The 12583-nt window shown below is 54.3% G+C and carries 9 protein-coding genes and 1 tRNA gene; 4 read left to right on the top strand and 6 right to left on the bottom strand.

Annotation, left to right across the window (positions count from 1 at the left end; translation table 11 throughout):
* Positions 1-8 precede the first annotated feature (8 nt).
* From coxB to lexA, 3 genes are all read right to left on the bottom strand, one after another.
* Entirely contained in the window at positions 9-1565 is a 1557-nt protein-coding gene (gene coxB, locus JQC75_RS17920) for a cytochrome c oxidase subunit II (RefSeq protein ID WP_203325368.1), read from the bottom strand.
* 387 nt (positions 1566-1952) lie between these two features.
* Positions 1953-2459, bottom strand: a complete 507-nt coding sequence (locus JQC75_RS17915; protein WP_203325367.1) for a cell division inhibitor SulA — start codon at positions 2457-2459, stop codon at positions 1953-1955.
* Entirely contained in the window at positions 2456-3079 is a 624-nt protein-coding gene (gene lexA / locus JQC75_RS17910; RefSeq protein WP_203325366.1) for a transcriptional repressor LexA, read from the bottom strand. Before lexA ends, JQC75_RS17915 begins: the two co-directional genes overlap by 4 nt.
* Positions 3080-3230: 151 nt before the next feature.
* Here lexA and plsB point away from each other — a divergent pair, with 151 nt between their 5' ends.
* From plsB to JQC75_RS17895, 3 genes are all read left to right on the top strand, one after another.
* Complete coding sequence (plsB, locus tag JQC75_RS17905) at positions 3231-5654, top strand: glycerol-3-phosphate 1-O-acyltransferase PlsB (protein WP_203325365.1); 2424 nt, start codon at positions 3231-3233, stop codon at positions 5652-5654.
* Positions 5654-6910: a tryptophan permease gene (gene mtr, locus JQC75_RS17900; protein WP_203325364.1), complete on the top strand. Its 1257-nt coding sequence runs from the start codon at positions 5654-5656 to the stop codon at positions 6908-6910. Before plsB ends, mtr begins: the two co-directional genes overlap by 1 nt.
* 62 nt (positions 6911-6972) lie before the next feature.
* Positions 6973-7046 (top strand) — tRNA-Gly (locus JQC75_RS17895).
* A gap of 5 nt (positions 7047-7051) precedes the next feature.
* Here JQC75_RS17895 and JQC75_RS17890 read toward each other — a convergent pair.
* Positions 7052-7477, bottom strand: a complete 426-nt coding sequence (locus JQC75_RS17890) for a globin family protein (protein WP_203325363.1) — start codon at positions 7475-7477, stop codon at positions 7052-7054.
* Between the two features lie 99 nt (positions 7478-7576).
* On the opposite strand from JQC75_RS17890, the gene JQC75_RS17885 reads away from it, so the two are divergent.
* Positions 7577-8353, top strand: a complete 777-nt coding sequence (locus tag JQC75_RS17885; protein WP_203325362.1) for a VOC family protein — start codon at positions 7577-7579, stop codon at positions 8351-8353.
* 18 nt (positions 8354-8371) lie between these two features.
* Here the strand turns inward: JQC75_RS17885 and JQC75_RS17880 are convergent, their stop codons facing one another.
* Both JQC75_RS17880 and JQC75_RS17875 read right to left on the bottom strand, forming a co-directional pair.
* The gene (locus JQC75_RS17880; protein ID WP_203325361.1) at positions 8372-9343 is read right to left on the bottom strand and encodes a ribonuclease T2 family protein; all 972 of its coding nucleotides are present in this window, start codon (positions 9341-9343) and stop codon (positions 8372-8374) included.
* An 89-nt stretch (positions 9344-9432) separates the two neighbouring features.
* Complete coding sequence (locus JQC75_RS17875; RefSeq protein WP_203325360.1) at positions 9433-12579, bottom strand: efflux RND transporter permease subunit; 3147 nt, start codon at positions 12577-12579, stop codon at positions 9433-9435.
* Positions 12580-12583: the final 4 nt, after the last annotated feature.

Raw genomic sequence — 12583 nt, 5'->3', positions numbered from 1 at the left:
TCGTTCCCCTACTTTCCATGATTGTTGACGTCGGAGGCCTGAACGCTATCGCCTGTGTTGTTATCCCAGGCGTTACGTTCATAGGTCACCACCGCGGCAATGTCCCTGGCAGACAACATCGGACTAAATGCCTGCATTGCGGTACCCGCTTTGCCGTTTATCACTATGTCGAGGTGATCGGCAATCGGGCCAGTGGCGATAGGACTTCCCTTAATGGCGGGAAACGCACCGAGCAGACCTGCACCATTGGCTTGGTGACAGGCAGCGCAGGATGCCATGTACACTTGCTCACCACGGGCCATTAACGCGTCCATCGACATGGGTTCATCGGATGAGAGCTCGTCAGATACGGGTTCGGCTTCAGATGGTGATTCAGCAGTACTTGCCTGAGCAGGTTGGTCATTAGCCGGCGGTTCCACTTGGGCGGCTGGAGCTGCTGTGCTCTCACCCCCATGACTGTTAACGTCAGAAGCCTGCACGGCATCACCGGTATTGTTACCCCAGGCGTTACGCTCGTAGGTGACGACAGCGGCAATCTCGGTGGCCGACAACTGCTTGTTAAAGGCCTGCATGGCTGTACCCGGCTTACCGTTGATAACGATGTCGAGATGTTTATCCACGGGCCCGATGGCGATGGCGCTGTCTTTAAGGCCGGGGAATACGCCGGGCAGACCCATACCATTGGGCTGGTGGCATGCGGCGCAGCTTGCCATGTACACCTTTTCACCCAGTGCCATCAGTTCTTCCATGGAAAGGGTTTGATTCAAAGCGGCGGCCGCCTCGGCTGCGGCGTTGCTTGCCAGCTGCTTTTGGTTTTCAACCCAGGCGTCAAACTCTGCTTCGGGCAATACCTCAACCACGATGGGCATAAAACCGTGGTCTTTACCGCACAGTTCGGCACATTGGCCGCGGTAAATCCCGGGTTTATCTACCCGTGTCCATGCTTCGTTGATAAAGCCCGGATTGGCATCTTTTTTAACAGCGAACGCAGGCACCCACCAGGAGTGAATGACATCGTCGGAAGTCATCAGGAAACGCACCTTGCGGTTGGTCGGCAGCACAAGGTGTTTGTCCACTTCCAATAAGTAATGCTCACCCTTGGCTTCAGCCCCTTCGATTTGGCTTCTGGGCGTAGCCAGGATGCTGTAAAAACCGAAATCGTGGTCGAAGTAATCGTAGTGCCACTTCCATTGGGAGCCGGTTACCTTGATGGTCAAGTCGGCATTGGACGGGTCTTCCATAGCGATGAGGGTTTTGGTTGCCGGAATAGCCATGGCAATCAGGATCAGGAAGGGCACCAGAGTCCAGGCGATTTCGACCTTGGTACTTTCGTGAAATTGGGCTGCGACGGCCCCTTTGGATTTGCGGTGGTTTATCATGGCGTAAATCATGGCGCCAAAAACCACAACACCTATGGCACAGCAGATGTACAGGATAGTCATGTGCAGGCCATAGACCCTGCCACTTATCTCAGTAACACCCTGTGTCATGTTGAGCGGCATGTCAGCCGCAAGGATGGGCGGGGCCATTAAAGCCACCGCGAAACAATACAACCATTGCTTCACAAGACATCTCCTCTGTCAATTGCATCAAGCAACTACAAAGAAGAGCCACACAGTAAGTCTCTGCTCTATGCAAACTCTTCGGTTCCCACAAAAAGCAACGATGACTTCAAAGTGCGTTGGCGGTTGGTATCTTATTTAATGAATTACAGCCTTGTTCACCACACTTGCACCTACAGCTGAATATATCGGTCAAAAACGCAATATCCATGGCGCAAGCCTCAGATACAGCGACGACATAATCGCCCGGATATAACAAACAAATCGTTGTTAACCTGAACTACATTACTTGCAGTTTAAATATTGATCAAGATCACTTTATTTTCTAATTGTCTGAAAAAATTATTGAAAAAAAGCCCCAGTAAGGGGCTTAAAGGGATGTAAAGCTGATCAGTGCAGGGAAGATGCACAGCGAAGGGGATGACTTAATTCGGGTCTAACAGCAAAGGGTCTGGATTGTAAGTGAGCATTTACATTTTCAAAAATTACGCCGAGTGCCACGGCATTTTTTGCTACCAATGCCAGTCTGCGTTTATCTCTGGGGTCAAGCTCGTTTGTCCAGCAAAGCACAGCGCTGGAGGTGCCGTTGGTCAGCGCTTTTTCCATCGCCCAAAGGGTTTCAACTTCGTCTTTGGCATGGACAAGCAGCACACGGTCCATGCGCACACCGGCCTGTGCCAGAGTGGCTTTAAGCCCGATGTTGGGTGGGCTGATAAGCACTATCCAACGGCCTTCCAGGCTTAAGCGTGCCAACTCGGGGGCAAGCTGCAGTATCTCTTGACGCCCCTGTGACTGGGTTGATTGGGTGATTACCTGAGATGTACTGCAAACGTCCTTGGCTGGTGCGTCTGTCCACAGACCAGGATGACGGGGTGCGTTACCAATCAGCTTGTTCATAGCCAATCTCCGTTGCGGATAACACCTACGGCCAAGCCTTCAATGGTGAGACTTTGGCTGGCAAGATCCACTCTGATAGGGGCAAATGCCTCGTTCTCTGCGTGGAGGAACACCACATTACCCTGCTTCTCGAAGCGTTTTACCGTGACATCGTCTTCCACGCGGGCAACCACGACCTGGCCGTTACGGGCCTGGTTCATCTTGTGTACTGCCAGCAAATCGCCGTCGAGAATACCAATGTCTTTCATACTGTCACCGCGAACCCGCAGCAGAAAATCGGCATGGGGTCGGAACATGGCAGGATCGACCTGATAATATTGCTCAACATGTTCCTGGGCCAGAATAGGTTCACCGGCCGCCACCTGACCAATCAGGGGTAAACCTGGGTCTGGCTGATCTTCCAGCTCATCACCCGCCAGCCTGATACCCCGCGAGGTGCCTGGCATAATCTCGATGCAGCCCTTTTTGGCCAAAGCTTTAAGGTGCTCCTCGGCGGCATTGGCACTTTTAAAACCGAGTCTGGATGCAATTTCTGCCCGGGTAGGGGGCATGCCGGTTTCGGCGATGTTGCGTTTGATTAGGTCCAGGATCTCGGCCTGGCGAGGCGTCAGCGGTCTCATGGTCATTCCTGTTTTTCTATACAGTTACTGTCAGTATATACAGTATTTTAATCAGCGCAAGTATTAACCATTTTTCAGATTATTGGCTAATGGCTGTGGCTGTCTGATATTCTATTGCGCTATTGATTGAAGCCAGGTTCCCAATATCAGCATGTCAGCACACGAGTCTTTTTGGTTTAAGTCTTTGCGTTGGATCCAAAAGCAGTTGGTACACACCATAGTGGTACCTCAGGATCCCTTCGCCGATTTGAATCTCGATCCCTCCCGCCCCTTGGTTTACGTGATGAAAACTGAGTCTGTGAGCGATATCGCTGCGCTTCACGAGGTGACCGGCAAGTTAGGGTTACCCAGCCCCTATCAGATGCTCGAGGTCGATGGGATCAAGACCCCTCGGGTTGTTTGCCTTGAAGGCAGAAAGCCGCTGTTTGGCAAGCGAGACAGCAACGAGCCTTTTTTGCAGACCTTTCAGCAATTGCTGGCCCTGCACCGTCAGCAGCAAGAACTCGACATACAGCTGGTACCCGTGAGTCTGTATTGGGGACGTACCCCGGGGAAAGAAGACGACACTATGCGTGCGGCAGTGCTTGAACGGGAAGATCCGACCTGGCTGCGTAAGTGTTTGATGATTTTATTCCTGGGGCGTCACAACTTTGTGCAGTTTTCCCGCGCCGTTTCACTTCGTCACATGGCCGATGAGCACGGCACCGATAAGCGTATTGCCCACAAGTTAGCCCGCGTCGCACGCGTCCATTTCCGCCGGCAGCGTAAAGTGATGACTGGGCCTGTGTTACCGAATCGTCAGGCCATGTTCCATGCGCTGCTGAAATCAGACAACCTGAAAAAGGCCATCGCCGAAGAGGCCGCCAGTAAAAAAATCTCTGAAGAAAAGGCCCGTGAAACCGCCATCCAATATCTGGATGAAATTGCCGCGGACTACTCTGACAGCCTGGTCAGAATCGCCGAACGTTTCCTTACCTGGCTGTGGAACAAGCTCTACAAGGGCATCAGCATCAAGGGCGCCGAGCAGATTCGACAATTGCACCACGATGGCCATGAAATTGTGTATGTGCCTTGCCATCGCTCGCACATGGACTATTTACTGCTGTCATACATCCTCTATTACGAAGGCATGGTGCCGCCCCATATCGCCGCGGGGATTAACCTGAATTTCTGGCCCGCCGGCCCCATGTTCCGTCGTGGTGGCGCCTTCTTTATCCGCCGCAGCTTTAACGGCAATAAGCTTTACACCGCAGTATTCCGCGAGTATCTGGATCAGTTGTTTGCCAAGGGGTATTCGGTGGAATACTTCACCGAAGGTGGCCGTTCACGTACAGGCCGTCTGTTGGCACCCAAAACCGGTATGCTGGCCATGACCCTGTCCTCGGTTATCCGGGGTATCGAGCGGCCTGTCACCCTGGTGCCCGTGTATTTGGGTTACGACCATGTGATGGAGGTGGCTACTTATCACAAGGAGCTGTCGGGTAAGAAAAAAGAAAAGGAATCTGTATGGCAGGTGTTTGGTGCCATCCGTAAGCTGGGCAACTTTGGCCGTGGTTACGTAAACTTTGGCCAGCCCATTACCCTGCAAAACTTTTTGACCGAAAAAGTCCCCAACTGGCGCGAAGATGTGGGTGAAGACCCAGAGCAGAAGCCTTCCTGGCTGACGCCTGTGGTGAATGCATTGGCTAACCGGGTGATGACCCGCATCAACGATGCCGCCGCTGCCAGCTCTGTGACCCTCTCCAGCATGGTACTGCTGGCTTCGGAGCAAAATGCACTGGAGCGCACTCAGCTTGAGCGCCAGATTGATTTGTACCTGAGTCTGCTGAAGTCCGTGCCTTACACCGCTTATGCATCTGTGACCGAGGGCAGCGGCAAGGAGCTGGTCGATCGCGGCATTGAACTTAATAAGCTGACGGAAACCAAGGATGACCTGGGCACCATCATTTCCATCGATGATAGCCTCGCGATTTCCATGACCTATTACCGTAACAACATCATCCACTTATTCGTTATCCCCTCATTGATTGCCACCGTGATGGTGCGCCATGAAGAGGTGTCCCGCGACGAACTGCAGGAGCTGGTTGCCGAGTTTTACCCGCTGCTCAAGGCCGAACTCTTTATGGGGGTTGCCGATGTGCCTGCCTATGTGGATGCACTGGTAGAGTGCTTTAAGTCAGAAGGGCTAATCACAGGCGATACACATCTCAAGCTGGTGGACGAGCGAATCAATCAGCTGTTGTTGCTGGCCGGTGTTGTGGGTGAAACTCTGAAACGCTACGCCATCATTTTCAACCTGCTGGGTGAGCAACCCAGAATGGAGCGCGCCGACCTTGAGCATCACAGCCATCGTTTGGCCAGCCGTCTGGGAGCCATTCACGGCGTCATGGCGCCTGAGTTTTACGATAAAAAGCTCTACGCCTTGCTGTCTAGCAAGTTAAAAGATTTGGGCTATCTGTCTGACAAGGCCGATGGCGACAAGGTGCGTAAAATTCGTGACCATGCCAATGGACTGCTCAGAAGCTCGGTGCGTCAGACCATCATAGAGACACTGAATCAGGAGCAGGACGACTGATGGCCAACCATATGAATGCCGCAAGGCATCCGGTCAAGACCCCATCACTGCTGGGTGGCGCCATGATCATTGCCGGCACTACAGTCGGTGCCGGGATGTTTTCCCTGCCCGTGGTGGGCGCCGGTATGTGGTTTGGTTATTCCTTGCTGCTGATGGTAGCGATTTGGCTGTGCATGTTGCTGTCGGGACTATTGCTGCTGGAAACCAACCTCAGGTTTGAGCCGGGCGCCAGTTTCGATACCCTCACCCGCGATACGCTGGGCCGCTTTGGCCGTATCGTTAATGGCCTCTCCATTGCCTTTGTGCTCTATATCCTGACTTACGCCTATATCAGTGGTGGTGGCTCCATCGTGAATCACAGCCTGTCGGGGATGGGCGTAAGTCTGCCCCAGAGCGTGGCTGGGTTGGTGTTCGCTGCGGTATTGGCGGCTATCGTTATGATAAGCACCAGAGCGGTGGACAGAATAACCACCATTATGCTGGGCGGCATGCTAATCACCTTCTTTCTGGCGGTGGGGAACCTGCTGATTGAGGTGGAGCCAGGCAATTTGTTCTCACCGGACGGTGAAGCCCGCTTTGCCCCCTTCTTGTGGGCAGCCATTCCCTTTGGACTGGCGAGTTTTGGCTACCACGGCAACGTGCCGTCGCTGGTCAAATACTATGGTAAAAATCCTTCCGTCATCATCAAAGCCATCTGCATCGGGACCTTTATCGCACTGGTGATTTACGTATGTTGGCTGCTGGCTGCCATGGGCAATCTGCCGCGCAGTCAGTTCAGTAATATCATCGCCCAGGGCGGCAACATGGGGGTGCTGGTGTCAGCCTTGTCTGAGGTCATGGCCAGCGACTGGCTGGGTAAAATGCTGACCTTGTTTGCCAATCTCGCTGTGGCGTCGTCCTTTCTCGGCGTTACCCTTGGCTTGTTTGACTATCTTGCTGATCTGTTTGGCTTTGCCGATGATGCCAAGGGGCGGCTGAAGACCGCTGCCGTCACCTTTTTACCTCCGACCCTGTTGGGGCTGCTGTTTCCGGACGGCTTTTTGGTGGCCATAGGCTTTGCGGCGCTGGCTGCAACTGTTTGGACCCTGTTGGTGCCGGGAGTGATGGCGCTGAAGCTCAGAAAAGATCAACCGCAATACACGGGGTTCCGGGTGCCGGGTGGCTCAGGGGTTATTTATCTGGTGATAGGTTTCGGTATTTTGACCGCGGCCTGCCATCTGCTGGCTATGGCTGAGCTGTTGCCGGTTTACCGTTAAAATATGCTGCCATGCCTTTGCTTGACAAAGGCATGGATTTCAGTAATTTATATCGCGTAAACGCGGGTGTAGTTCAATGGTAGAACGGCAGCTTCCCAAGCTGCATACGAGGGTTCGATTCCCTTCACCCGCTCCATTTCATTATGCGCAGCCCTGCTTTTTCATCTCCGCCTTCATCACATCTGCCACCAGATGTAATACCGCTATCCAGGCGTCTTTCACCTCTTTGGTAAACTTGTCACCCAGGCCTTCTGCCAGGGTATACAGCAGGGCGTTCCCAACAGGGGAGAAGTGATGGGTTTTCACGCCATACTGCACATGTCTGTGCGCCAGGTCCTGCAGTACAGGCACCAGCTTATCGGGTTTATCCAGCCCCTTGACCGCGGCATCCAGCATTGCCATCAGCTTACGCCCCTGGGCCTTGAGATCGGATTTGAATAATGGCCGCAGTGAAGGGTCTATTTCGAACAGGTTACGGTAGAACAGCGCCGCAGCGTCATCGGCGATGGGACGAACCAGCCCAAAAGACTGGTGGATGAGTGATATTTGGTCGTTGGTCAGTGACATAGAGATTCCATCCCTGAAATTGTTTCTCCTAAGCATAGACAAAGTTAGTCAAGACTACTTAACTTGAATTCCATACACTTATCTGAGGGAGTCAGGGGCATGCGGGTAATCGAATATGCACCGGGCCAGCCTTGCTGGAGTGAGCTGGCCACCCATGACTGGCAGGGGGCCAAGGACTTTTACCATAAGTTGTTTGGTTGGGAGATGGCAGACATGGCCATGCCCGGCAGTGCTTTTTCCATGTTTACTTTGGATGGTGATGACCTCGGGGCGATCTATCAGGTGCCTTCTGCCATGGCCGGCAGTGTAAAGACCCAATGGGGAATTTACTTTGCGACAGAAGACGTGAATGCGGCAATAGAGCGGGTTAAAGCGGCAGGGGGAGAGCTTATCATGGGGCCCCACGAAGTGGGCCATGCCGGTTGGATGGCACAGTTGGCTGACCCCGAAGGCGCGCGTTTTGCCGTGTGGCAGAGTAAAAGGCACATAGGTGCCAAGCGTCGCGGCGAACCCGGCGCTCTGTGTTGGGTTGAGCTGGCCTGTCGAAGTCCGTCACGGGCGCAGGGATTTTACCGTCAGGTCTTTGGCTGGGACTGCCGTGAATCGGCAAACCCGGACATGTCTTACCGGGAATGGCTGGTCGCTGACGAGGCGCTCGGCGGCATGTTGGAAATGACCGCAGAGTGGGGCGAAATGCCCGCCCACTGGATGCTGTATTTTCAGGTGGTGGACTGCGATGTGTTTGCTCAGCGGGCCCAGGAATTGGGTGGCACCCTGTGTGTGCCCCCCACCAATATTCCCGGGGTTGGTCGCTTCGCTGTGCTCAACGACCCGGATGGCGGCGTGTTCTCCGTGATAGCCATCCACAGCTCATAGGGTGTGCCACCCCAAGCTTTAACCGGGCGTATCAACCAGAAAACTTGCCGGACAGTTGTCTCTCAATTCAGGTGCCTGGCGTGCCAACAGATGGTTCAGACCCAAGGACGCGTCCAGGGTTGCTGGCAGGCTGAGGCGAATCTCTGTCAGCAGGCCCCTGCTGCAATGGAAGCTGATCCGCTTTGCGCTCTGATGACCAAATTCATCGGTAAATGCCTGACGAAGCGTTGCCGTTGACTGCATTTTTCCGCTGCTGTCTGCCAGTAGCTTCACCATGCGGCTCTCATTGATCAAGCTGGTAAGCCGGGCTGCTTCAATAAAATACTTATCGGCGTTCATTTGCTGACAGCTGCCGTGCTTCCACCACTGATGCTTTTCAAGGCAGGAGCCAAAATCGGCCGATGGCATCACCTCAGCCAGCTTGCTCTGTGCGTTCTTGCTGAGCGCTATGTCAGGGTAACTGCAAAAACCTTTGGCCTTACGCTTAACCTCGCCGCAGAACCCATAGTCGGTGCCGCAGGCGCTTTTGTTTGGCCAGAGGCCGTGGAGTGTCAACGATAGCCATCGCGTTGATGCGGGTGTTTTGTCCAGAGCTGTGCACTCGGGCTTTCCTTTGCCAAAGAGTTCACAGAAGGCGCCTTGCCAACTCAGCGCCAGGACATGACTGTCCTGCTCCCCGGCAATGTCGCAGCGACTGGGGACTTCTTCGACTAAATGACGCTCCAGGTCGCCGCACTTCGCGGCCACCCAACGCTCTGGAGAAACCAGTGCGGCAGTGGTGACCCGCACCCAGTCTGGTCGTTTGGGATTCCCCAGCAGTTCCAGCACCGGATACGCCTGTCCGGGGACAGTCATCACCTCATTGGGATTGGTCAGTTTATTCTTGGATTGATACAGGGGGCAGCTCTGCTTGGCCACAAAGGTATCGGCAAAAACTGGCAGGGAGTAAACACCGATAAACAGTGGCAGCAGGCGCAGAAAAAACGTCACTTGGGGCATTACCTGATAGAAAATTTAGCTCAGTGTATCAGGCTTCCCCGTATGGGGAAGCCTTACAGATCAATAAGTAGGCGAAGTTCCTATTGCTCATCACCCTTGGCGGCAAAGCGTTTGCGGTACACAAGCAAATAGAGCGCAGGCAATACAAACAAGGACAACAGCGGTGCTGTCACCATGCCGCCGACCATGGGCGCTGCAATCTTCTGCATGACCTCATTGCCCGAACCTGCGCCCCACATGATGGGCAGCAGACCAAAGAAAATGGTCGCTACCGTCATGGCTTTGGGGCGTATGCGCATGACTGCACCTTCCACCAGCGCGGCTTTGAGATCGCTCTCGCTGTGGTAGTGGCCCAATGCATCGCGGTCTTTGATCGCATTATTCAGGTAAACCAGCATCACCACCCCAAACTCGGCAGCCACGCCCGCCAGGGCTATCATGCCCACGGCCACGGCAACTGACAGGTTGTAGTCCAGCAAATACAGCAACCAGGTACTGCCCACCAGCGCAAAGGGCAGGCTGAGCATGATCATGGTCGCTTGCTTACCCGAGCCAAATGTGAGCATCAACAAGATAAAGATGATGCCGATGGCCAACGGGACCACCTGCTTCAACTTGGCATCGACCCGCTGCATATACTCATACTGGCCGGCAAAGCTGTAGCTGTATCTGGGGGGCAGACTGAGTTCTGCTTCCAGTGCCGATTTGGCGGTTTCTATGTACTGGCCGATAGAGGTGCCCTGAATGTCCACAAACACCCAGGAAATAAGACGGCCGTTTTCACTCTTGAGCATTGGCGGACCATCGCTGATTTGAATATCGGCGAGATTTCCCAAAGGCAGATAATGCCCTGACTTGGTGATGACCGGAAGTGCTCTGAGTTTTTCCAGACTGTCTCTCAGTTCCCGTGGGTAACGCAGGTTGATGGGATAGCGCTCAGCGCCCTGAACCGACTCACCTATGTTCATGCCACCGATGGCGTAACGCACCACATCCTGGATGTCGTTGAGCGTCATGCCATAGCGGGAAGCCACATCCAGCTTGGGTGCTATGTCGATATAACGTCCTCCCCCGGCGCGCTCGGCGTAAGCAGAGCGGGTGTTGGGCAGGGCGGCCAGAATGGCCTCGACGTTGGCGCCAATTTTTTGCAATTCGTCCACATCGGCGCCGGTGATCTTAATGCCCACCGGTGTCTTGATACCGGTAGAAAGCATGTCGATACGGGTCTTGATGGGCTGTACCCAGGCGTTGGTGAGCCCTGGTACCCTTACGGTACGCTGCAGTTCATCCACTATGTCATTCAGGCTGATGCCTTCACGCCACTCCTGCCTGGGTTTGAGCATGATGGTGGTTTCCAGCATGGTCAGCGGTGCTGGATCCGTGGCGGTTTCGGCGCGGCCAATTTTGCCGAACACTCTGGCAACCTCGGGCACGGTTTTAATCAGTCTGTCGGTTTGCTGCAGTATTTCGGCGGCTTTGCCGGCGCTTATCCCCGGCAGTGCCGTGGGCATATACAGCAGATCCCCTTCTTCCAGCTCGGGCATAAATTCGCTGCCCATACGGCTTGCCGGATACACCACACTGGCCAGTGCCATAAGAGCCACCAAGAGGGTCATCTTAGGGTATGCCAGCACCTTGTTCAGCGCGGGTTTGTACAGTGCAATCAAAAAGCGACTGATGGGGTTGGCTTCCTCCGACGGGATTTTGCCGCGGATAAAATAGCCCATGAGTACCGGCACCAGGGTAATGGCGAGCACAGAGGCTGCCGCCATGGCAAAAGTTTTGGTGTAGGCAAGGGGGGCAAACAAACGGCCTTCCTGTGCTTCCAATGCAAATACAGGAATAAAGCTCAGGGTAATAATCAGCAGCGAGAAAAACAACGCTGGCCCTACTTCCAGCGACGCCTGGGTCACCACTTCCCAGTGCTCGCGGGTGCTAGGCTCTCGCTCATGTTTCATCCTGAAATGTTCCAGGTGTTTGTGCAGGTTTTCAATCATCACGATAGCACCGTCAACCACGGCACCGATGGCGATGGCGATACCCCCAAGGCTCATGATGTTGGCGTTAATACCCATGTGATTCATCACGATAAAGGCGATGAGAATCGACAGCGGCAGGGTAAACACAGCCACCAGAGTAGAACGGGCGTGCAGCAGAAACAGCAGACACACCAGGCCCACCACCAGCATTTCTTCCACCACCTTGGTCAGCAGGTTGTCCACGGAGTTTTGGATCAACTGCGAGCGGTCATAGGTGGGCACAATCTCGACGCCATCAGGTAAACCGGCCTTGAGTTCGTTCAGCTTGGCTTTAACAGCTTCAATGGTTGCCAAGGCATTTTCGCCATATCGCATCACGATAATGCCACCCACCACTTCGCCTTCACCGTCCAGCTCAGCGATACCACGTCGGGATGCAGGACCTTTGCGGATGGTGGCCACGTCTTTAAGCAATAATGGGGTGCCGGCCCCTGTGGTTATCCCAAGTGGGATTTCCTTGAAGTCTTCCAGTGTCTGACGATAGCCTTTGGCGCGAACCATGTACTCGGCTTCGGCCATTTCCACTACGCTGCCACCCGCTTCGCCGTTGGCGCGGGTAATAGCGGCCTTGATGGAGGCGATGTCGAGCTTATAGATGGCCAGCTTGTCCGGCTCCAGCACTATCTGGTAGGTCTGCTCCATACCGCCAACGGTGGCCACTTCTGACACACCCTCAACACTTTGCAGTTCAAGCTTCAGGTACCAGTCCTGCAGGCTCTTGAGCTGCGATAAATCCAGGTTGCCGCTTCGGTCTACCAGCGCATACTCATAGACCCAGCCCACCCCGGAGGCGTCCGGGCCGAGGGAGGGCTCAACACCGCTGGGCAGGCGTGTTCGTACCTGGCTCAGGTATTCCAGCACCCGCGAGCGGGCCCAATAGATGTCGGTACCATCTTCAAAAATCACATACACGTAGGAGTCTCCAAACATGGAGAACCCCCGCACTGTTTTTGCGCCCGGCACGGCCAGCATCGCCGTGGACAGGGGATAGGTGACCTGCTCCTCTACCAGCTTGGGCGCCTGGCCGGGATAGCTGGTTTTGATGATCACCTGCACGTCGGACAGGTCAGGCAGTGCATCCAGCGGTGTACGCTTAAGCTCTGTAATACCCCACAAGGTCACCATAATGGCGACGACCAGCACCATAAATCGCTGGCGGATAGAGGACTTGATAATGTAATCCAACATAAGG

Origin of the sequence: Shewanella litorisediminis, assembly GCF_016834455.1 — a bacterium.
Classification (GTDB): domain Bacteria; phylum Pseudomonadota; class Gammaproteobacteria; order Enterobacterales; family Shewanellaceae; genus Shewanella; species Shewanella litorisediminis.
The sequence above is the reverse complement of the archived record's forward strand: the minus strand, read 5'-3'. Positions and strand labels throughout refer to the sequence as shown.

What these genes read in the sequence shown, in the direction of transcription:
- plsB (WP_203325365.1), top strand. Translation starts at nt 3,231, where the DNA reads ATGTCAGCACACGAGTCTTTTTGGTTTAAGTCTTTGCGTTGGATCCAA.
- lexA (WP_203325366.1), bottom strand. Translation starts at nt 3,079, where the DNA reads ATGAGACCGCTGACGCCTCGCCAGGCCGAGATCCTGGACCTAATCAAA.
- mtr (WP_203325364.1), top strand. Translation starts at nt 5,654, where the DNA reads ATGGCCAACCATATGAATGCCGCAAGGCATCCGGTCAAGACCCCATCA.
- JQC75_RS17890 (WP_203325363.1), bottom strand. Translation starts at nt 7,477, where the DNA reads ATGTCACTGACCAACGACCAAATATCACTCATCCACCAGTCTTTTGGG.
- JQC75_RS17875 (WP_203325360.1), bottom strand. Translation starts at nt 12,579, where the DNA reads ATGTTGGATTACATTATCAAGTCCTCTATCCGCCAGCGATTTATGGTG.
- JQC75_RS17915 (WP_203325367.1), bottom strand. Translation starts at nt 2,459, where the DNA reads ATGAACAAGCTGATTGGTAACGCACCCCGTCATCCTGGTCTGTGGACA.
- JQC75_RS17885 (WP_203325362.1), top strand. Translation starts at nt 7,577, where the DNA reads ATGCGGGTAATCGAATATGCACCGGGCCAGCCTTGCTGGAGTGAGCTG.